General features: G+C 59.4%; 19 protein-coding genes. 13 read left to right on the forward strand and 6 right to left on the reverse strand.

Annotated features, from left to right (window positions below; genetic code table 11):
* Positions 1-57 precede the first annotated feature (57 nt).
* The 3 genes from gltS to rph form a co-directional block, all read right to left on the reverse strand.
* Positions 58-1263: a sodium/glutamate symporter gene (gltS, locus tag MMG91_RS25700; protein WP_310661095.1), complete on the reverse strand. Its 1206-nt coding sequence runs from the start codon at positions 1261-1263 to the stop codon at positions 58-60.
* A 356-nt stretch (positions 1264-1619) separates the two neighbouring features.
* Complete coding sequence (locus tag MMG91_RS25705; RefSeq protein WP_305503836.1) at positions 1620-1988, reverse strand: DUF4870 domain-containing protein; 369 nt, start codon at positions 1986-1988, stop codon at positions 1620-1622.
* Between the two features lie 29 nt (positions 1989-2017).
* Complete coding sequence (gene rph / locus MMG91_RS25710) at positions 2018-2740, reverse strand: ribonuclease PH (protein WP_305447427.1); 723 nt, start codon at positions 2738-2740, stop codon at positions 2018-2020.
* A 269-nt stretch (positions 2741-3009) separates the two neighbouring features.
* Here rph and MMG91_RS25715 point away from each other — a divergent pair, with 269 nt between their 5' ends.
* The 6 genes from MMG91_RS25715 (at position 3010) to MMG91_RS25740 (ending at position 8303) form a co-directional block, all read left to right on the forward strand.
* On the forward strand, positions 3010-3873 hold the full coding sequence (locus MMG91_RS25715; protein ID WP_305447428.1) for a YicC/YloC family endoribonuclease: 864 nt from the start codon (positions 3010-3012) through the stop codon (positions 3871-3873).
* Between the two features lie 12 nt (positions 3874-3885).
* Positions 3886-4506, forward strand: a complete 621-nt coding sequence (gene gmk, locus MMG91_RS25720) for a guanylate kinase (protein ID WP_310661096.1) — start codon at positions 3886-3888, stop codon at positions 4504-4506.
* Positions 4507-4673: 167 nt separating this feature from the next.
* Positions 4674-4937, forward strand: a complete 264-nt coding sequence (gene rpoZ, locus MMG91_RS25725; RefSeq protein ID WP_003177259.1) for a DNA-directed RNA polymerase subunit omega — start codon at positions 4674-4676, stop codon at positions 4935-4937.
* A 57-nt stretch (positions 4938-4994) separates the two neighbouring features.
* A complete protein-coding gene (gene spoT / locus MMG91_RS25730; RefSeq protein WP_007894658.1) occupies positions 4995-7100 on the forward strand; it encodes a bifunctional GTP diphosphokinase/guanosine-3',5'-bis pyrophosphate 3'-pyrophosphohydrolase in 2106 nt (701 codons plus the stop codon).
* 24 nt (positions 7101-7124) lie between these two features.
* Positions 7125-7505 (forward strand): RidA family protein, encoded by a 381-nt coding sequence (locus tag MMG91_RS25735; RefSeq protein ID WP_003177257.1) that lies wholly within the window; start codon positions 7125-7127, stop codon positions 7503-7505.
* A 57-nt stretch (positions 7506-7562) separates the two neighbouring features.
* Positions 7563-8303, forward strand: coding sequence for a hypothetical protein (locus MMG91_RS25740; RefSeq protein WP_310661097.1), 741 nt, complete (start codon positions 7563-7565; stop codon positions 8301-8303).
* 140 nt (positions 8304-8443) lie between these two features.
* On the opposite strand, the gene MMG91_RS25745 is transcribed toward MMG91_RS25740, so the two are convergent.
* On the reverse strand, positions 8444-9301 hold the full coding sequence (locus tag MMG91_RS25745) for an SDR family oxidoreductase (RefSeq protein WP_310661098.1): 858 nt from the start codon (positions 9299-9301) through the stop codon (positions 8444-8446).
* Between the two features lie 189 nt (positions 9302-9490).
* Between MMG91_RS25745 and exbB the strand changes: the two genes are divergently transcribed.
* The 6 genes from exbB to MMG91_RS25775 all read left to right on the forward strand — a co-directional run bounded on the left by exbB (position 9491) and on the right by MMG91_RS25775 (position 16425).
* Positions 9491-10444, forward strand: a complete 954-nt coding sequence (exbB, locus tag MMG91_RS25750; RefSeq protein ID WP_310661099.1) for a tonB-system energizer ExbB — start codon at positions 9491-9493, stop codon at positions 10442-10444.
* A gap of 6 nt (positions 10445-10450) precedes the next feature.
* Positions 10451-10879 carry a TonB system transport protein ExbD gene (exbD, locus tag MMG91_RS25755; protein ID WP_007894651.1) on the forward strand — a complete coding sequence of 143 codons (429 nt, stop codon included), beginning with the start codon at positions 10451-10453 and terminating at the stop codon, positions 10877-10879.
* Complete coding sequence (locus MMG91_RS25760) at positions 10876-11628, forward strand: energy transducer TonB (protein WP_310661100.1); 753 nt, start codon at positions 10876-10878, stop codon at positions 11626-11628. Before exbD ends, MMG91_RS25760 begins: the two co-directional genes overlap by 4 nt.
* Positions 11629-11931: 303 nt before the next feature.
* Positions 11932-12861, forward strand: a complete 930-nt coding sequence (locus MMG91_RS25765) for a hydrogen peroxide-inducible genes activator (RefSeq protein ID WP_008007618.1) — start codon at positions 11932-11934, stop codon at positions 12859-12861.
* A 9-nt stretch (positions 12862-12870) separates the two neighbouring features.
* Positions 12871-14946 (forward strand): ATP-dependent DNA helicase RecG, encoded by a 2076-nt coding sequence (gene recG / locus MMG91_RS25770; RefSeq protein WP_310661101.1) that lies wholly within the window; start codon positions 12871-12873, stop codon positions 14944-14946.
* A gap of 78 nt (positions 14947-15024) precedes the next feature.
* Complete coding sequence (locus MMG91_RS25775) at positions 15025-16425, forward strand: aminoacyl-tRNA deacylase and HDOD domain-containing protein (RefSeq protein ID WP_305447439.1); 1401 nt, start codon at positions 15025-15027, stop codon at positions 16423-16425.
* Positions 16426-16521: 96 nt separating this feature from the next.
* Here MMG91_RS25775 and MMG91_RS25780 read toward each other — a convergent pair whose 3' ends face one another.
* Complete coding sequence (locus MMG91_RS25780; protein WP_310661102.1) at positions 16522-17886, reverse strand: hypothetical protein; 1365 nt, start codon at positions 17884-17886, stop codon at positions 16522-16524.
* Between the two features lie 385 nt (positions 17887-18271).
* The gene (locus tag MMG91_RS25785) at positions 18272-18655 is read right to left on the reverse strand and encodes a helicase (RefSeq protein WP_305447442.1); all 384 of its coding nucleotides are present in this window, start codon (positions 18653-18655) and stop codon (positions 18272-18274) included.
* Positions 18656-19243: 588 nt separating this feature from the next.
* On the opposite strand from MMG91_RS25785, the gene MMG91_RS25790 reads away from it, so the two are divergent.
* Positions 19244-19624 carry a DUF6124 family protein gene (locus MMG91_RS25790; RefSeq protein WP_305447443.1) on the forward strand — a complete coding sequence of 127 codons (381 nt, stop codon included), beginning with the start codon at positions 19244-19246 and terminating at the stop codon, positions 19622-19624.
* The last annotated feature ends 2 nt before the right edge of the window (positions 19625-19626 follow it).

A 19626-nucleotide genomic window follows, 5' to 3' on the forward strand; every position in this document is an offset into this window, starting at 1 on the left:
CCAATAATCAGTATTGCAAAAATGGGGGTGACCATAGATTTCTTATGCTTTATACCTTCAAGCAGCGGCGAAAAACGGCAGCGCCAGGTACAACTTGATGACGATGACATTAATGATGTCGATGAAGAAAGCACCCACCATTGGCACCACTAGAAACGCTATTTGCGAAGGTCCGTAACGTTGTGTCACCGCTTGCATATTAGCGATGGCAGTTGGCGTGGCCCCTAGCCCAAAACCGCAGTGCCCTGCCGCCAGAACTGCCGCATCGTAGTTGCTGCCCATCACTCTGAATGTCACGAAAAACGCAAACAGTGCCATGACCAACGCTTGCGCAGCCAGGATGATAAAGAATGGCAAAGCCAGTGCTGCCAGATCCCACAGTTTGAGCGACATCAAAGCGATCGCCAGAAACAGCGATAAGCTGACATTCCCCAACACGGAAACTTCACGCTCAAACACCTGATACAAGCCAAGTGCGGAAAGGCCGTTGCGTAAAACCACACCCACGAACAAAACACATACGAACGTCGGCAACTCAAATGCAGTTCCGTGGAGCAGGCCATTCAAGAGGGAGCCTGCCATCAGACTGACGGCGATCAGCGCGAGCGTCTCGACAAACGAAAAGGGTGTGATCGAGCGCTCTTTGTTTGGCTGCTCAAAGCCCTTCGGCAGACGCGGCTTGCCTTGCTCGAGGCCGGGTGCCTGGACACGCTTGATGAGCAGGCGAGCGACCGGACCACCAATCAAACCACCCAGCACCAAGCCAAATGTAGCAGAGGCCATCGCGAGCTCAGAGGCGGAAGCCAGACCAAACTTCTCGCTGAACGTCGCTCCCCACGCAGCGCCTGTACCGTGACCGCCAGACAACGTAATCGAGCCCGTCAACAAACCCATCAACGGATCGAGCCCCAAGGCCTTTGCGAGACCGATGCCCATGGCATTCTGGACCACCAGAAGCCCGATCACCGCCAGTAGAAAGATCCCCACTACGCGCCCGCCTTTCTTCAGGCTGGCGAAGTCTGCACTCAAGCCGATGGTGGCAAAAAAAGCCAACATCAAGGGTGTTTGCAGTGAGGTCTCAAATCGGACGTCAATATCAAATCCTCGCAAAGCCAAGAGAAGCAGAGCAACCACCAGGCCGCCAGCTACAGACTCAGGGATATTGTAACTGCGTAAAAAACCGATTCGTGCGACGAGCCCGCGCCCCAGTAACAGTACTAAAGAGGCGGCCACAAGTGTTCCATAAAAATCGAGTTGAACCATTGGGATTATTCTTTGATATATATTCAGGGGCGAACTTTTTACCTGGACACGCCTCTAGAACAGGTTGATCTTCTCAACACTGATTTGCTTTAAATTCAAGGACCTTCAATGGTCTGAATATATCGAAATATTTCTGAAGGAATATTACTTGGGGTAACTTTATCAACCGCGAAGTCTCATTGCCAAGCGCATAGGCGGCGCTGAGGCGAAGCAGTTGTGACTAGAAGTGTAAGAGCGGTAGTGCGCAGTAATACCTGCGGCGACGGAATATTGCAAATGGCAACGTTTGGGAAACAGTTTCAAAAAAGCAAATGCCCCGACAAGTCAGGGCATTTGCTTAAAAGCGTGGCGAATCATTATTTGATCAAGCGCCAGGTGAACGGATATCGGTAAGGGAACCCTTCATTGGCCTTCACGCCGGCAATGATGGTCAATACCAGCGCACCGATTGCGACCAGACCAAACAGGAAGAACCCGATGATCACCACCATCAGCAGGAAGCAGATGGCGGAAGCAATGGCGACGGTGATCTGAAAGTTCAACGCCTCCTTGCCTTGCGCGTCGATGAACGGGTCTGACTCGCGCTTCATCTGCCAGAGAATCAGCGGCCCGATCAGCGTGCCGAACGGCAGCCAGATCCCCAGCAAGGCGGACAGGTGACAAAACATCGCCCACTGACGAATTTCACGGCTCGGTGTGGGTAGCGGCAGTTGCTCGTCACTCATGGAGTCCTCCTTGCGTGGAGCGGGTCCGATCAGTCGGCCAGTGCAGCCTTCTGCAGTTCGAAAATCTCGTTCATGCCTTTCTTCGCCAGTGCCAGCATCGCGTTCAGCTCTTCCGGCTGGAACGGCGCGCCTTCGGCAGTGCCCTGAACTTCGATGAAGCCGCCAGTGCTGGTCATCACCACGTTGAGGTCAGTCTCGGCAGCCGAGTCTTCCAGGTAGTCGAGGTCAAGCACAGGCTCGCCCTGGTACATACCCACCGAAACGGCAGCGATCATTTGCTTGAGCGGGTCGCCGCCTTTCAGGCCGCCGCGCTTCTTGATCACTTTCAAGGCGTCGATCAGTGCAACCATCGCACCGGTGATGGACGCGGTGCGGGTGCCGCCGTCAGCCTGGATCACGTCGCAGTCGACGTACAGGGTGACATCGCCCAGCTTGGACATATCCAGCGCAGCGCGCAGGGAACGGCCGATCAAACGCTGGATTTCCAGAGTACGGCCGCCTTGCTTTCCGCGGCTCGCTTCACGCTGGTTACGTTCGCCAGTGGCGCGCGGCAGCATGCCGTATTCTGCGGTCAACCAACCCTGGCCCTGACCTTTCAGGAAGCGCGGCACGCCATTCTCGACGCTGACGGTGCAGATGACTTTGGTATCACCGAACTCAATCAGCACAGAACCCTCGGCGTGTTTGGTGTAGTTGCGGGTAATGCGGATCGAGCGGAGCTGATCGGCAGCGCGACCACTTGGACGTTTCATAGGGATTACCTGTACGGAGGACGGAAAACTGCCGAGCATTATAGAGCCGCGAGCCGCCGGTGGGCACTTCTAAAAAAATCGACCGACGATTGAAGCCCCTGAATAGAGCTTAGCCGACGGCCTGCAGCTCTTTGTCACAGCGTGTGTTTGGGCGCATCCGCCCCACTGCGCTACAATCCTGCGCCTTTGCTGCCTGTCGGCTTTAATTCACAGATAGCGGGTCCGCGAAACCATGGGTTACACGCTGACCTGCATTGCGAGGTACCTCCATGGTGCACAGCATGACCGCCTTCGCCCGCGTAGAGAAAGCCGGCGTCCAGGGCACCCTGAGCTGGGAATTGCGCTCGGTCAACAGCCGCTACCTGGAACCCCACCTGCGTCTGCCGGAATCTTTCCGCGACCTCGAAGGCGCGGTCCGCGAAGCCCTGCGCCAGGAACTGTCCCGGGGCAAGCTCGAATGCACCCTGCGTTTTACCGAAGAAAGCACCGGCAAACCGCTGCAAGTGGACCGTGAGCGCGCCGCTCAACTGGTGGCTGCCGCCGAGACGGTCGCCGGTCTGATCAAGAACCCGGCCGCACTGAACCCGCTGGAAGTCCTGGCCTGGCCCGGCGTGCTTGTCGCCGATGCCGCCGACCCGCAAGCGCTGAACGCCGAAGCCCTGGCGCTGTTCAATCAGGGCCTGAAAGAACTCAAGGCCGGACGCGAGCGCGAAGGCGCAGAGCTGGCGCGGTTGATCAACGAACGCCTGACTTCTATTGAAGGGGATGTGGTGGTCCTGCGTGAGCTGGTCCCGCAGATGCTCGCGACCCAACGCCAGAAAGTCCTCGACCGCTTCACCGACATGAAGGCCGACCTCGACCCGCAGCGACTGGAGCAGGAAATGGTCATGCTCGCGCAAAAGAGCGACGTCGCCGAAGAACTGGATCGCCTGAGCACCCACATCATCGAAGTTCGCCGGGTGCTCAAGTCCGGCGGCGCTGCCGGTCGGCGCCTGGACTTCCTGATGCAGGAACTCAACCGCGAAGCCAACACATTGGGCTCCAAAGCCTTCGACCCGCGCAGCACCCAAGCGGCGGTCAACCTCAAAGTGTTGATCGAGCAGATGCGCGAACAAGTGCAGAATATTGAGTAAGGCAAACCCGACATGACCCACAGCACCGGCACCCTGTACATCATTTCCGCGCCTTCGGGCGCGGGCAAGAGCAGCCTGGTCAAAGCCCTGACCGACACTGACCCGGCGATCCGCGTCTCGGTCTCCCACACCACCCGCGCCATGCGCCCGGGTGAAGTGAATGGCGTGAACTATCACTTCGTCGAACGCAGCGAGTTCGTGAAGATGATCGAGCATGGAGATTTCCTCGAGCGCGCCGAAGTGTTCGGCAATCTTTATGGCACCTCGCAAAGCCACCTGCAGCAGACCCTGGATGAAGGCCATGACCTGATTCTGGAAATCGACTGGCAGGGTGCAGAGCAAGTACGCAAGTTGATGCCACAAGCCCGCTCGATCTTCATTCTGCCGCCGTCTTTGCAGGCCTTGCACCAGCGCCTGACCAATCGTGGCCAGGACAGCGACGAGATCATCGAAGGCCGGATGCGTGAAGCCGTCAGCGAAATGAGCCACTACGTCGACTACGACTACCTGATCATCAACGACGATTTCGCCCACGCGCTGCGCGATTTGCAGGCGATTTTCCGCGCCAATCAGCTGCATCAGAAGCGTCAGCAGCAACGCCACGGCAAATTATTGGCTGAATTGCTCGGCTAAACAGCGCTTCCCAAAACCGCTGCAAGGGCTTTACATTGGCACTTATAGCGCGTTGAAGAGCCTGGTCAAAAAATCAGCGCTTCCCTAATCGCTGGTGATTTTTTAAACTGTTGAGTCCGCTCGCCCAACCGGGCAGCGCGCATATTGCATTCGCTCCGAGGAATACCATGGCCCGCGTAACCGTTGAAGACTGCCTAGAACACGTGGAAAACCGCTTTGAGCTGGTCATGCTCTCTACCAAGCGTGCCCGTCAACTGGCCACCGGCGGCAAAGAGCCCCTGGTTCAGTGGGAAAACGACAAGCCTACTGTTGTAGCGCTGCGTGAAATCGCTGAAGGCCTGATGAGCTACGAGTTCATCGCCAACGCTGAAATCGTCGAAGACGAACCGCTGTTCGCAGCGTTCGAGGACGAGTCCAACGAGGCAGTATAAGTCCATGCCTGGTCGACGTAGCACGGCGCGGGGTCACAACGAACGGCAGGAATTATCATGCCGAGCATAGACGCCCTCGCCGATCGCTTATCGACCTACCTCGGCAAGGACCAGGTCAATCTGGTCCGCCGAGCGTACTTCTACGCCGAACAAGCCCACGACGGCCAACGCCGCCGCAGCGGTGAGGCGTACGTCACGCACCCACTCGCGGTTGCGAATATTCTTGCCGACATGCACATGGACCATCAGAGCCTGATGGCCGCGATGCTGCATGACGTGATCGAAGACACCGGTATTGCCAAGGAAGCGCTGCAAGCGCAGTTCGGCGAAACCGTGGCCGAACTGGTCGACGGGGTCAGCAAACTGACCCAGATGAACTTCGAGACCAAAGCCGAAGCTCAAGCCGAAAACTTCCAGAAAATGGCCATGGCCATGGCGCGCGACATTCGCGTGATCCTGGTCAAGCTGGCCGACCGCCTGCACAACATGCGAACCCTGGAAGTCCTGTCCGGCGAAAAACGCCGGCGGATCGCCAAGGAAACCCTGGAAATCTATGCGCCCATTGCCAACCGGCTGGGCATGCACGCCATACGCATAGAGTTCGAAGACCTCGGCTTCAAGGCCATGCACCCGATGCGTTCCGCGCGGATCAACCAGGCGGTCAAACGCGCCCGGGGCAACCGCAAGGAAATCGTCAACAAGATCGAAGAGTCCCTCAGCCACTGCCTGGCCATCGACGGCATTCAGGGCGAGGTCAGCGGTCGTCAGAAACACCTCTACGGCATCTACAAGAAAATGCGCGGCAAGCGTCGGGCCTTCAACGAGATCATGGACGTGTATGCGTTCCGGATCATCGTCGACAAGGTCGATACCTGCTACCGCGTGCTGGGTGCTGTGCATAATTTGTACAAACCGTTGCCGGGGCGCTTCAAGGATTACATCGCGATCCCCAAGGCCAACGGCTACCAGTCGCTGCACACCACGCTGTTCGGCATGCACGGTGTACCGATCGAGATCCAGATCCGCACCCGTGAAATGGAAGAGATGGCCAACAACGGCATCGCCGCCCATTGGCTGTACAAATCCAGCGGCGACGAGCAGCCCAAAGGCACTCATGCCCGCGCCCGCCAGTGGGTCAAAGGCGTGCTGGAAATGCAGCAACGGGCCGGCAATTCGCTGGAATTCATCGAAAGCGTGAAGATCGACCTGTTCCCGGACGAAGTCTACGTGTTCACGCCCAAAGGCCGGATCATGGAGCTGCCCAAAGGCTCCACGGCGGTTGACTTCGCTTACGCGGTGCACACCGACGTGGGCAACAGCTGCATTGCCTGCCGGATCAATCGTCGTCTCGCGCCGCTATCCGAACCACTGCAAAGCGGCTCCACGGTCGAGATCGTCAGCGCCCCCGGCGCGCGGCCGAACCCGGCTTGGCTCAACTTCGTGGTCACCGGCAAGGCGCGGACCCACATCCGCCATGCACTGAAACTGCAACGCCGCTCCGAATCCATCAGCCTCGGCGAACGCCTGCTGAACAAGGTGCTCAACGGCTTCGACAGCTCCCTGGAAAAAATTCCGGCCGAGCGTGTGCAGTTGATGCTCCACGAATACCGCCTCGAACTGATCGAAGACCTGCTCGAAGACATCGGCCTGGGCAATCGCATGGCTTACGTGGTCGCCCGTCGCCTGCTTGGCGAAGGCGAACAGCTGCCGAGCCCGGAAGGTCCGCTGGCGATTCGTGGCACCGAAGGCCTGGTGCTCAGTTACGCCAAGTGCTGCACGCCGATCCCGGGCGACCCGATTGTCGGCCACCTCTCCGCAGGCAAAGGCATGGTGGTGCACCTGGACAACTGCCGCAACATCAGCGAAATCCGCCACAACCCGGAAAAATGCATCCAGCTCTCGTGGGCCAAGGATGTCACCGGCGAATTCAACGTCGAGCTGCGCGTCGAACTGGAACACCAGCGCGGCCTGATCGCCCTGCTGGCCAGCAGCGTCAACGCGGCCGATGGCAATATCGAAAAAATCAGCATGGACGAACGCGACGGTCGTATCAGCGTGGTCCAACTGGTGGTCAGTGTGCACGACCGCGTGCATCTGGCCCGCGTGATCAAGAAACTGCGCGCCCTGACCGGGGTGATTCGCATCACCCGCATGCGCGCGTAGCCCACCCTTCACAAGGAGTCATACATGACCAAGACCGTTATCAACAGCGACAAGGCCCCGGCCGCCATCGGTACTTATTCCCAGGCGATCAAGGCTGGCAACACCGTTTACATGTCGGGTCAGATTCCTCTGGACCCAAAAACCATGGAACTGGTCGAAGGCTTCGAAGCCCAGACCGTCCAGGTGTTCGAGAACCTCAAAGCCGTGGCTGAAGCGGCCGGTGGTTCATTCAAGGACATCGTCAAACTGAACATCTTCCTCACCGACCTGAGCCACTTCGCCAAGGTCAACGAGATCATGGGCAAGTACTTCGACCAACCTTACCCAGCCCGCGCCGCCATCGGCGTAGCCGCCCTGCCAAAGGGTTCGCAGGTTGAAATGGATGCCATTCTGGTCATCGAGTAATACGTCCGGCGCAGCCCCTCTAAAGCTGCGCCGATCTTGTTTTGAAAGGATTCCACCATGCGCCAAGCGCTAGCTCTCTCGCTGGTCGCCCTTCTCTTGGGCGGTTGTGCCAGCGACCCTGCCGACCGTGATATCAGCGGCACCTGGATCAATCAGTCGGCAATCGATGCTGCATCCAAAGGCGGCCCCCTGCGGGAAGCGCTCCAGGCCTATGGCCCGAATCTGGAGTGGGACATCAACACCAGAGCCGGTCAGGCTCGCTACACCAATGGTTTTGAGAATGTCGAAGGCAAGCTGCTGGGCGAAGAGTCCGGCGCCTGGAAAGTCGACTTTTATGGCAGCTCCGCCAGTGAGTTGAAGCGCGATGGCAAGCAACTGAGCCAGGCCGCCAACGACAACGAGCCGGAACAAGTCTTCGATCGCGCATCGGTCCCGGTGCCGGAAGGCGCACCGATTGGCGCGAGTTTCGAGCGGGCACTGTATTCGGCTTATATGGGTGGCAGCTGGAAAATTCTCAGCGGCCCGGGCGAAGGCAACACCGTGCAGTTCCAGGCCGATGGCCAGGTTGCCGGCCTGCCCGGTGCAGATCGTTATGCCCTGTGCCTGGCGGGCGATTGCGCGTCGATGAGCGGCGGCAACGACAACATCTGGCTGCAGGTGAATGGCCAGGGCAACACCTGGATCTTTGCGCGCAAGGGCAAGGAACTGGAGATTTTCCAGACAGTGAATGCCGCACTGGCGGACGAGATGCCTTCGTTTACGCCGGGTGATCGCAAGTGGTTGCTCGAAAAGCAGTAACCCGGCACTAACAGCCAACAGATTACCCTGTGGGAGCGGGCTTGCCCGCGATAGCGATGTATTAGGCACCATTGATGGTGACTGGTGTGACGCCATCGCGGGCAAGCCCGCTCCCACAGTGGCTTGTGTGCAACTGGAAGTCAGCCGCGGCCTTCGAGAATGGCGGCATAACCTTCGCGATAGGTCGGGTACTTAGGCGCCCAGCCCAAGGCCTTCACCCTGGCATTACTGCACTGCTTGCTGCCCGTGCGCCGGACGCTCGCGTCGTCAGCCCACTCGGTCACGCCCAGATACTCACGCAACCAGCCCACCACTTCGGCCAACGGCGCCGGCGCGTCGTCCACTCCGATATAGATGTCATCCAGCGCCACCCCGCGTCGATCGGCTTCAAGCAGAAACGCCATCAACCCCGCCGCGTCCTCGGCGTGGATGCGATTGCCGTACAGCGGCGGGTCAACGGCCACGCGATAGCCGCGCCGCACTTGGGTCAGCAGCCATTCCCGGCCCGGGCCGTAAATGCCGGTCAAGCGCACGATGCTCGCCGGGATGCCGCTCTGGAGTGCCACTTGCTCAGCTTCCAGCATCAATCGACCCGAGTAGCCTGAGGCAATAGTCGGCGAAGTCTCGTCGACCCACTCACCATTCTGCTGGCCATACACACTGCTACTGGAAACGAACAGCAGGCGATTGGGCACCTGGCCGTAGTCGTTCAGCCATTCCAGTACATGCTGCAAGCCTTCGACATAGGCAGCGCGGTAACCGGCTTCATCGTGATCGGTAGCGGCCGCGCAATACACGAGGTAATCCACCGCACCGATGGGCCACGTCTCAGGACAGTCCTTGTTGAACAAGTCGCCGGCAACGCCAATGATCCCGTCAGGCAGGCGAGAGACATCACGCCTCAGGCCATGAACTTCCCACCCGGCAGCCAGCAATTGCGTGGCCAGACGACTGCCGACATCACCGCAGCCGGCGATCAAAACAGAAGGCGCGGACATCAGAAAACTCCTATCGCAAAGATACAGACTAGCGTCGGCAAAGGACACGCGGCTAGCAATGAAGGAAAAAAAGATACTCTATTACTTTTGTTAACAAGAATTACTTGCAATAATGCACGCCACTTTTGTTCTCGGCCTCACGAGGCCTGGAAGAACATTTACCGTTTTTTCCTTTCAGGTCCGGCCAGCATGACACCCAATCAATTCCCCGCTTCGCCAACCAAACGACCTCGCGCCTGGAGCGCGGTGGCCGCCCTGCTGCTCAGTCTGATGCTGGCGCCGACCGCCGCCTTCGCCGATGCACAAGCACCGGCCACACCGCCTGCTGCCGCTCAAACACCCACCGCGCCTGCCGTGACACCTGCCGCCACCGATCCGGTCCAGGCCGTAGACGCCGCTGACGTACCGGAAATCCTCGAAGCTGATAATACCCTGGGCATGGCCCATGACTTGTCGCCGTGGGGCATGTACCAGAATGCCGACATCATCGTGAAGATCGTGATGATCGGCCTGGCCATCGCCTCGATCATCACCTGGACCATCTGGATCGCCAAGGGCTTCGAGCTGATGGGCGCCAAGCGTCGTCTGCGCACTGAAATCGCTCACCTGAAAAAAGCCGCCACCCTTAAAGAAGCCAGCGTAACGGCGGCCAAGGAAGGCACCCTCGCCAACCTGCTGGTCCACGACGCGCTGGAAGAAATGCGCCTGTCGGCCAACAGCCGCGAGAAAGAAGGCATCAAGGAACGTGTGAGCTTTCGCCTGGAGCGCCTGGTCGCTGCCTGCGGTCGCAACATGAGCAGCGGCACCGGCGTACTCGCCACCATCGGTTCCACCGCGCCGTTCGTCGGTCTGTTCGGCACCGTGTGGGGCATCATGAACAGCTTCATCGGCATCGCCAAAACCCAGACCACCAACCTCGCCGTCGTGGCCCCCGGCATCGCCGAAGCCCTGTTGGCGACCGCGCTGGGTCTGGTTGCCGCGATTCCTGCGGTGGTCATCTACAACGTCTTCGCCCGCTCCATTGCCGGTTACAAGGCGCAAGTGTCTGACGCCTCGGCAGAAGTCCTGCTGCTGGTCAGCCGTGACCTCGACCACCTGCCGACCGAGCGCAGCTCGCAACCGCACATGGTGAAAGTGGGGTAATCGGCCATGGGCCTGCATTTGAAAGAAGGCGCAGACGACGATCTGGCCGAGAACCACGAAATCAACGTCACACCGTTCATCGATGTGATGCTGGTGCTGTTGATCATTTTTATGGTGGCCGCTCCCTTGGCCACCGTGGACATCAAGGTCGACCTGCCCGCCTCCACCGCCAAACCGGCGCCGCGGCCAGAAAAACCGGTGTTCCTCAGCGTAAAAGCCGACCAGCGCCTGTTCCTCGGCGAAGACGAAGTGAAGGCCGAAACCCTCGGCGCCACACTCGACGCCAAGACCCAGGGCAAGAAAGACACGACGATCTTCTTCCAGGCCGATAAAGGCGTGGACTACGGCGACCTGATGAGCGTGATGGACGCCCTGCGCGCCGCCGGTTACCTGAAGGTCGGCCTGGTCGGACTCGAGACGGCAGCCAAGAAATGATCAACACGCGCCAAAAGCTGACGCGTTACAGCGGGAGCCTGGCCGTAGTGCTGGGCGTCCATGCGCTGGCCATTGCGCTGGCGCTGAACTGGACGTCGCGCCCGCCGATCGAGCTGCCGCCGCAAGCAATGATGGTCGAGCTGGCGCCGGTTCCGGCCCCGCCACCGCCCGCACCGCCAAAGGTGATCACGCCGCCACAGCCACCGGCCCCGGTGGAAGAATTGCCGCTGCCGAAACTCGCTGAAGCGCCGAAGGCCGAGATTGCTGTGCCGAAGCCGGTCAAACCCAAGCCGAAGCCGAAGCCTCAACCGCCCAAGCCTGTGGAGAAGAAGCCGGAGCCACCAAAGGAGAAACCCTCCGAGGAAAAACCGAGCGACGCGCAACCGACCCAGGCACCGACGGAGAAATCCGCTCAGCCGGCACCCGGTCCATCGCCGGCGCAGCAAGCCGCCAAGGCCAGCTGGCAAGGCACCCTGCTCGCGCACCTGGCCAAGTACAAAAAGTACCCGGCCAGCGCACAGGCGCGGGGCAAGGAAGGTTTGAACCGTCTGCGTTTCGTGGTGGATGCTGAAGGCAATGTGTTGTCGTTCGAACTGGTGAGCCGCTCCGGCAACGCCGATCTGGACCGGGCCACCCTGGAAATGATCCGCCGCGCCCAACCGTTGCCCAAACCACCGGCCGACATGCTGAACAACGGCTCCATCGAAATCGTTGCACCATTTGTTTACTCGCTGGAACGACGCCGCTAAGAAGCAATACAAATCCCTGTGGGCGCGGCGGTGCGGCGATCCGACTTGCCCGCGATAGCGATATCACAGTCAGCGAAGATGTTGGATGTGATGGCCTCATCGCGGGCAAGTCCGCTCCCACAGGGTCATGCTTACTTCAGAAAGATCCGCGATCTCGCAAAAAAGGCACCGAAAGGTGCCTTTTTGCATATCTGGAAACGGCAAACCCGCATTGCCCTGTGTCACTCAACACACTCAGTCTGATAACGTGCGTCTATCGATTGCAGCCGGTATGCTTGGCCCGCAACTTCATGGACGCTTGCTATGACTCTCACAGAATTACGCTACATCGTTACCCTCGCCCAAGAGCAGCATTTCGGCCATGCGGCCGAGCGTTGCCACGTCAGCCAGCCGACCCTGTCGGTGGGCGTGAAAAAGCTTGAAGACGAACTCGGTGTGCTGATTTTCGAGCGCAGCAAGAGTGCCGTGCGCCTGACTCCGGTCGGTGAAGGCATCGTTGCCCAGGCACAGAAAGTCCTGGAACAGGCCCAAGGCATCCGCGAACTGGCCCAGGCCGGCAAGAATCAGCTGACCGCGCCGCTCAAAGTCGGTGCGATCTACACCGTCGGCCCGTACCTGTTCCCGCACCTGATTCCACAACTGCACCGGGTCGCCCCGCAGATGCCGTTGTACATCGAAGAAAACTTCACCCACGTGCTGCGCGACAAACTGCGCAACGGCGAGCTCGACGCGATCATCATCGCCCTGCCGTTCAACGAAGCCGACGTGCTGACCCTGCAGCTCTACGACGAGCCGTTCTACGTCCTGATGCCGGCCCAGCACCCGTGGACGCAAAAAGAATCCATCGACGCCGCCCTGCTCAACGACAAGAGCCTGCTGCTGCTCGGCGAAGGCCACTGCTTCCGCGATCAAGTGCTGGAAGCCTGCCCGACCCTGGCCAAAGGCAACGATGGCGCCAAACACACCACGGTGGAGTCCAGCTCGCTGGAAACCATTCGCCACATGGTCGCCTCCGGCCTGGGCATTTCGATCCTGCCGCTGTCGGCGGTGGACAGCCATCACTACGCTCCCGGCGTGATCGAAGTGCGCCCATTGAGCGCGCCAGTGCCATTCCGCACCGTGGCCATTGCCTGGCGCGCGAGCTTCCCGCGGCCGAAGGCGATTGAAATCCTCGCCGACTCCATTCGCCTGTGCTCGGTGGCCAAGCCGCCAGCGCCGGTGGTGGCCGGTTAAGTCGCTGCCATGACCGAGTTGTCGCAAGTGTCGGTGACGGCACTCAAGGGTGTCGGCGAAGCCATGGCCGAGAAACTGGCCAAGGTCGGCCTGGAAAATCTCCAGGACGTGCTGTTCCACTTGCCGCTGCGTTATCAGGACCGCACCCGTGTGGTCCCGATCGGCCATTTGCGACCCGGGCAAGACGCCGTGATCGAAGGCACCGTCAGCGGCGCCGACGTGGTCATGGGCCGACGCCGCAGCCTGGTTGTCCGTCTACAGGACGGCACCGGTGGGCTCAGCCTGCGCTTCTACCATTTCAGCAACGCCCAGAAAGAAGGCCTGAAACGCGGCACGCGGATTCGCTGCTACGGCGAAGCCCGGCCCGGTGCGTCGGGGCTGGAGATCTACCACCCGGAATACCGCGCCATCACCGGCGACGAACCACCGCCGGTGGATGAAACCCTGACCCCGGTCTACCCGCTCACCGAAGGCCTGACCCAGCAGCGTTTGCGCCAGCTGTGCATGCAAACCCTGACCCTGCTCGGCCCCAGCAGCCTGCCCGACTGGCTGCCAACTGAACTGGCCCGGGACTATCAACTGGCGCCGCTGGCTGATGCGATCCGCTACCTGCATCACCCGCCCGCCGATGCCGATGTCGACGAACTCGCCCTCGGTCATCACTGGGCCCAGCACCGCTTGGCCTTCGAAGAACTGCTGACCCACCAACTGTCCCAGCAGCGCCTGCGCGAGAGCATGCGTGCCCTGCGCGCGCCGGCCATGCCGAAAGCCACCAAGCTGCCCGCTCAGTATTTGGCCAACCTCGGCTTCACGCCGACCGGCGCCCAGCAACGGGTCGGCAACGAAATCGCTTACGACCTTAGCCAACACGAACCGATGTTGCGGCTGATTCAGGGCGACGTGGGTGCCGGCAAAACCGTCGTAGCCGCCCTCGCCGCGCTGCAAGCGCTAGAGGCTGGTTATCAGGTCGCACTGATGGCGCCCACTGAAATCCTCGCCGAGCAGCACTTCATCACCTTCAAGCGCTGGCTCGAACCGCTAGGCATTGAAGTGGCGTGGCTGGCCGGCAAGCTCAAGGGTAAAAATCGCGTAGCCGCGCTGGAGCAAATCGCCAACGGCACGCCAATGGTGGTCGGCACCCATGCGCTGTTTCAGGAAGAGGTGCAATTCAAGAACCTGGCGCTGGCGATCATCGACGAGCAACACCGCTTCGGCGTGCAGCAGCGTTTGGCATTGCGACAGAAAGGCGTCGGCGGTCGGATGTGTCCGCACCAACTGATCATGACCGCCACGCCGATTCCACGGACGCTGGCCATGAGCGCCTACGCCGATCTCGATACCTCGATCCTCGACGAACTGCCCCCCGGCCGTACGCCCGTAAACACGGTGCTGGTCACCGACACCCGGCGCGTCGAAGTGATCGAACGGGTGCGCGGCGCTTGTGCCGAGGGGCGCCAAGCTTATTGGGTGTGCACGCTGATCGAAGAATCTGAAGAGCTGACCTGCCAAGCCGCCGAAACCACTTTTGAAGACCTCACCGCCGCCCTCGGCGAGTTGAAGGTCGGGCTGATCCACGGTCGCATGAAGCCCGCCGAGAAAGCCGCAGTGATGGCCGAATTCAAGGTCGGCAACCTGCAACTGCTGGTCGCCACTACCGTGATCGAAGTCGGCGTGGACGTGCCCAACGCCAGCCTGATGATCATCGAAAACCCTGAACGTCTCGGCCTCGCGCAGCTGCACCAATTGCGTGGCCGTGTCGGTCGGGGTAGCGCCGTCAGCCATTGCGTGCTGCTTTACCACCCGCCGCTGTCGCAGATCGGCCGTCAGCGGCTGGGCATCATGCGCGAAACCAACGATGGTTTTGTCATCGCCGAAAAAGACCTCGAACTGCGCGGCCCCGGCGAAATGCTCGGTACACGCCAGACCGGCCTGCTGCAATTCAAGGTCGCGGACCTGATGCGCGATGCCGATTTACTGCCCGCCGTGCGCGACGCCGCCCAAGCCTTGCTCGAACGCTGGCCGGATCACGTCAGCCCGCTGCTCGACCGTTGGTTACGCCATGGGCAGCAATACGGCCAAGTGTGAGCACTGTCGCAGTTTCTGGGCCCTGGCTTTAAACAAGCTGGTTATACTCCTGCAATTGTTTGCAAACGGATACAGACCATGACAGAAGCTGCCCTCGCCCCCGAAACCCCGCACGCTCCGTCTGTTATTCGGCTGCTGCTCGGCAAGCTGGGCATCGCCTACGAAGAAGTCCTCGACCATCACGGCCTGAACGCCGCGCGTAAAGTGCAGGCGGTTTTGCTGGACGATGCCGTCGGCGCGCTCATGGTGCTGTTCCCCCAGAGCCAATTGCTGGACCTCAATCGCCTCGCCGAACTCACTGGCCGCCGGTTGACTGCTGTATCTACCGATCGCCTGGTAAAAATGCTCGGCAAACACAACCTGAGCCTGCTGCCCGGCCTGCCGGCACTCACCAGCTCGCCGTGCCTGTATGAAGAAAGCCTGCTGCGCGAACCAATGTTGCTGATCAACTCGGGCGAGCCGGGCGTGCTGCTGGAAATCACCAGCGACGATTTCAAAACCATGCTGACCAAGGCCAGCGCCGGCAATTTCGGCGAAGCGGTGAACCGCATCCGCCCGAACCTCGACCGTCCCGACGATGACCGCGAGGAAATCACCCAAGCCGTGCAAGCGTTCACCGCGCGGCGCATCCAGCAACGTCTGGAAGCGACCATCGAGATTCCGCCGCTGGCCGAGACCGCGCAGAAAATCATCAAACTGCGGGTCGACCCCAACGCCACCATCGACGACATCACCGGCGTCGTCGAAACCGACCCGGCCCTGGCCGCACAAGTCGTCAGCTGGGCAGCGTCGCCGTACTACGCCTCACCGGGCAAGATTCGTTCAGTGGAAGACGCCATCGTCCGCGTGCTGGGTTTTGACCTGGTGATCAACCTGGCGCTGGGCCTGGCCCTGGGCAAAACCCTGAGCCTGCCCAAAGACCACCCGCAACACACCACGCCGTACTGGCAGCAATCGATCTACACCGCCGCCGTCATCGAAGGCCTGACCCGCGCCATGCCCCGCGCCCAGCGCCCGGAAGCCGGCCTGACCTACCTCGCCGGCCTGCTGCACAACTTCGGCTACCTGCTACTGGCCCACGTGTTCCCGCCGCACTTCTCGCTGATCTGCCGCCACCTGGAGGTCAACCCGCACCTGTGCCACAGCTACGTGGAACAACACCTGCTGGGCATCAGCCGCGAACAGATCGGCTCATGGCTGATGCGCTACTGGGACATGCCCGAAGAACTGGCCACCGCCCTGCGCTTCCAGCATGACCCGAGCTACGACGGTGACTACGCCGAATACCCGAACCTCGTGTGTCTGGCTGTGCGTCTGCTGCGTAGTCGCGGGATTGGGTCCGGGCCGGATGAAGACATTCCCGATGCCTTGCTGGAGCGCGTAGGCCTGACCCGCGACAAAGCCAACGATGTCGTCAGCAAAGTGCTTGAGGCTGAAGTGCTGCTGCGCGAACTCGCCTCACAATTTAGCCAGGCCTAAAAGCATCGCGGGCAAGCCTCGCTCCCACAGGATTCAGGCGATCCCTGTGGGAGCGGGCTTGCCCGCGATGAATCCAACCCGGTCTAACTGACCGACTCAAGCCAGGTAGCGCACCACATATCCCGGAAGAGGCGGAGGAGCAAAGGAAGCGTAGCCGCTAACAACCACCCGGTTATCCGCCATAACTGTGCACCCCCGGAACAGATCGATACCGCTTTCATTGTTGAAGACTGCCCATCCTTTACCCGCAAACGTCACATCCAGAGAGCCTTTAGAGTCATAACGCGCAGTCACGACCGAACTATTCTCGTCAACAAACGTGCCTCCACCTTGCCCACTGACAACCAGCTTTCCATCCGTTTGCAGAACACAACGCCGCCAGGAAACACCATGCTCCGTAAAATCGGAGAACAGTGGTCTCCCATTGTTAAAAACAAGATTGAAACTGCCGCTGGGGTTTAAAGAGACGATCAATCCTTCGTGGTTGCCATCGCGGCCTGCGGACCCCACTGCTACAACCCCACCGTCAGGCTTCAAGGCCATTGAGCCAAGGTCAAGCCATCGACTGCTGTCAGTGATGGTCACAACGCCGTTCTTATTGTCGCCATAACTCGCATCGACGTTACCGTCCTGGTCATAGCGCATTACATAAGCATCAGGCCATTCCTCTGGGCCCTCTCTGCTGAAATCACCACATACCAGAACTTTGCCGTCCTGCTGGACGGCCACACCAGTAGCGTAATTCCAGTTATGAGTAACGCCTGGAAGCTCGACAAGCACAAAGCCTTTCCCATTGAACGTCGTGTCCAGTGAGCCATCTGCATTCAGGCGCACTGCAATTCCCCTCAGGTAGTCGATGGCGAACAAAACAGTGCTGACCAAGACAATTTTTCCATCCTGCTGACCGACGGCCACCGTCCCGACATCGACCGCACTTACCGATGATTTCTCCGCCTTCTTTTCGTCATGACGGCGAGTGACAAAACTAGCGCCAGGCATGCTGCGAGAATCGATAAGGTCATAAACATTGAGGGTGACTTTGCCGTCCTTTTCAGGACCGAAGGAAGTGTCCAGCTGCCCATTCTGAAGTTGGCGAACGACCGCGAGATCAGTTGAACCGTCCGAGTGTTCAACGGTGCCGGTAATCAGCCATCCGCCATTTTCCAAAGCTCGCAGATGGCGGCCAGAAAATGACGACCCGTCCTTGAATGGGATTTCGACGATTCCCTGATTTCCAAATCGCAAATCACGCGAACCGTCCTCATTCAGTCGTGCCACCTTGGTTGGAGAATTCTCTGAGGACGAAGCGCTGAAGAGCAGCAGTAATTTCTTATCAGGTAATGGGAGAACCGAATGAGGAAACCTGCCAACAATTTCTTCGAAAGGCAACTCAAGAACACCGCCGTTACCGAAGGTGGGATCTAAAAATTCCGCAGATTTTTTGCTCTGTGCCTGGGTCATGACCGCGCTCCATCGTGGTGTGAAAAGATGCCCTTCTAGGGACACAGTCACAGTGGAGCACGAGGGCAGCGCCCGAAACACCTGTTACAAATGACAGTTCAATATTCATTGGAAGCCAGATGACTGACTTGTGGAGCCACTGATCTGATCACCCCCTGTAAGACCAGCTAATGGGCGTCCCTTTTCCAAGACCCGTGACAAAGCCAAACGACGTCATCAGCAATGGTCTTGAGGCCGAACTCGCCTCGCAATTCTCCAGACCTAAAAACAATCGCGAGCAGGCTCGCCACAGGGGGATCAAATAAACCCTGTAGGAACGGGCTTGCCCCGTTCAGTTGCGCAGCAAACTCAACCCAAAAGTAAGGCAGACACACCGCTCTGGGGCCTACACCTTCGGCTTCGCCTTCCTCGGCTTCAAATACTTGGTCAACCCCTGAAACCAGATCACCAGCGCCGGGTTGCCCTTGATCTGAATCGACTTGTCCTGAATCCCCGTCATAAACGCCAACTGCTTGTTCTTCGCCTGCATCGTGGCAAAACCATACGCCGCATCCTTAAAGGCAATCGCAAACGCCGGCTCGGCATACACGCCGGACTTGCTGGTAATGCGCTGATCCTTCACCACGAAATGCCGCGCCACCTTCCCGTCCAGGGTCTGTAGCTGAAACACCAATGCCTTGTCACCCAACTGCTGCTGAAACGCAGGATTAGTCCGACTGGCCTTACCCATCAACAAACCCAGCATCCACAGAAGAAAACGAAATTTCATGCGCACAGCCTCAAAAGAAAAATGAACGGCCGGCGCAGTGTAGCCGCTCCAAGCCAGAACGCCACCATCGACTTACGTTAGAAGAAGATAAACCACTTTTCCCGCATGATGACCACCAAGTCACGCTTTCCCGCCTCAACTCTGATCGTTCCCACGCTCCCGCGTGGTAATGCATCCCGTGACGCTCCGCGTCACACCCAACACCCGCCCTACACCTGAAGAAACACATTTCTGTAGGAGCTTCCGAAGGCTGCGATCTTTTGATCTTGATGCCCTCAAACCTCTCGGACATTTCCTTCAAAACGCCGGGCTGTCCGTGAACTAGGCAGCCCTCACCTTCACCGATAACCTCTGTTCGTCACCGCAAAATCGGTGACTCGGACGTGCAAGTCCGATGGAGTACACATTCGGTTATGGCAATTCATCGAGCGTTTTCCTATGCTCGCGAATCGTTATGGCTGCTGTGTATGGGAGACCTTCGGGTCTGCCGGGTGACTCCACCGGTCTTGCACACCTATGCACAGCTGCCACCTCTTTCGAAGTGCACGCGAAACGGTGTCAGCTCCTTAAATTTTGGAGTAACACTTTATGTTCAAGCCAACACCGAATCCACCAGAAAACCCAGCCACATCCCCCTATGAATCCTTAGACTCCAGAAAACTCCACGAAGCCGCCGAACGCGCCCTCGACCACCATTTCGGCCCGCCACCCAACGAAAAACCCAAGCGCAAAGGCAAACTCTTCACCGTCTCCCCCGACATCGACACCGAAGCCCTCCTGGCCAACGCCTCCGAAGACCTGAAGTCCATCAGCGCCATCGCCGCCGACCTGGCTGACGACATCGAAGGCACCCGCCGCTCAGTCGCCCTGGCGCTCAGCAGAATGGCGGATGGGGTGCAGTTGTTGGTAGAGCGAGCGCTGGATCATATTGATTCGCCGAATCCGGCGGAGCATCGGGCGAAGGCGTAGCA

Origin of the sequence: Pseudomonas sp. JL3 (genome assembly GCF_031570575.1) — a bacterium.
Taxonomy (GTDB): Bacteria; Pseudomonadota; Gammaproteobacteria; order Pseudomonadales; family Pseudomonadaceae; genus Aquipseudomonas; species Aquipseudomonas cucumis.

Excerpts from the sequence above, each read along its gene's own strand:
- gltS (WP_310661095.1), bottom strand. The coding sequence starts at position 1,263 with ATGGTTCAACTCGATTTTTATGGAACACTTGTGGCCGCCTCTTTAGTA.
- MMG91_RS25745 (WP_310661098.1), bottom strand. The coding sequence starts at position 9,301 with ATGTCCGCGCCTTCTGTTTTGATCGCCGGCTGCGGTGATGTCGGCAGT.
- exbD (WP_007894651.1), top strand. The coding sequence starts at position 10,451 with ATGGGCCTGCATTTGAAAGAAGGCGCAGACGACGATCTGGCCGAGAAC.
- MMG91_RS25780 (WP_310661102.1), bottom strand. The coding sequence starts at position 17,886 with ATGACCCAGGCACAGAGCAAAAAATCTGCGGAATTTTTAGATCCCACC.
- MMG91_RS25775 (WP_305447439.1), top strand. The coding sequence starts at position 15,025 with ATGACAGAAGCTGCCCTCGCCCCCGAAACCCCGCACGCTCCGTCTGTT.
- MMG91_RS25715 (WP_305447428.1), top strand. The coding sequence starts at position 3,010 with ATGGTGCACAGCATGACCGCCTTCGCCCGCGTAGAGAAAGCCGGCGTC.
- rph (WP_305447427.1), bottom strand. The coding sequence starts at position 2,740 with ATGAAACGTCCAAGTGGTCGCGCTGCCGATCAGCTCCGCTCGATCCGC.
- MMG91_RS25760 (WP_310661100.1), top strand. The coding sequence starts at position 10,876 with ATGATCAACACGCGCCAAAAGCTGACGCGTTACAGCGGGAGCCTGGCC.
- rpoZ (WP_003177259.1), top strand. The coding sequence starts at position 4,674 with ATGGCCCGCGTAACCGTTGAAGACTGCCTAGAACACGTGGAAAACCGC.
- spoT (WP_007894658.1), top strand. The coding sequence starts at position 4,995 with ATGCCGAGCATAGACGCCCTCGCCGATCGCTTATCGACCTACCTCGGC.
- exbB (WP_310661099.1), top strand. The coding sequence starts at position 9,491 with ATGACACCCAATCAATTCCCCGCTTCGCCAACCAAACGACCTCGCGCC.
- MMG91_RS25785 (WP_305447442.1), bottom strand. The coding sequence starts at position 18,655 with ATGAAATTTCGTTTTCTTCTGTGGATGCTGGGTTTGTTGATGGGTAAG.
- MMG91_RS25790 (WP_305447443.1), top strand. The coding sequence starts at position 19,244 with ATGTTCAAGCCAACACCGAATCCACCAGAAAACCCAGCCACATCCCCC.
- gmk (WP_310661096.1), top strand. The coding sequence starts at position 3,886 with ATGACCCACAGCACCGGCACCCTGTACATCATTTCCGCGCCTTCGGGC.
- MMG91_RS25735 (WP_003177257.1), top strand. The coding sequence starts at position 7,125 with ATGACCAAGACCGTTATCAACAGCGACAAGGCCCCGGCCGCCATCGGT.
- MMG91_RS25765 (WP_008007618.1), top strand. The coding sequence starts at position 11,932 with ATGACTCTCACAGAATTACGCTACATCGTTACCCTCGCCCAAGAGCAG.
- recG (WP_310661101.1), top strand. The coding sequence starts at position 12,871 with ATGACCGAGTTGTCGCAAGTGTCGGTGACGGCACTCAAGGGTGTCGGC.
- MMG91_RS25740 (WP_310661097.1), top strand. The coding sequence starts at position 7,563 with ATGCGCCAAGCGCTAGCTCTCTCGCTGGTCGCCCTTCTCTTGGGCGGT.
- MMG91_RS25705 (WP_305503836.1), bottom strand. The coding sequence starts at position 1,988 with ATGAGTGACGAGCAACTGCCGCTACCCACACCGAGCCGTGAAATTCGT.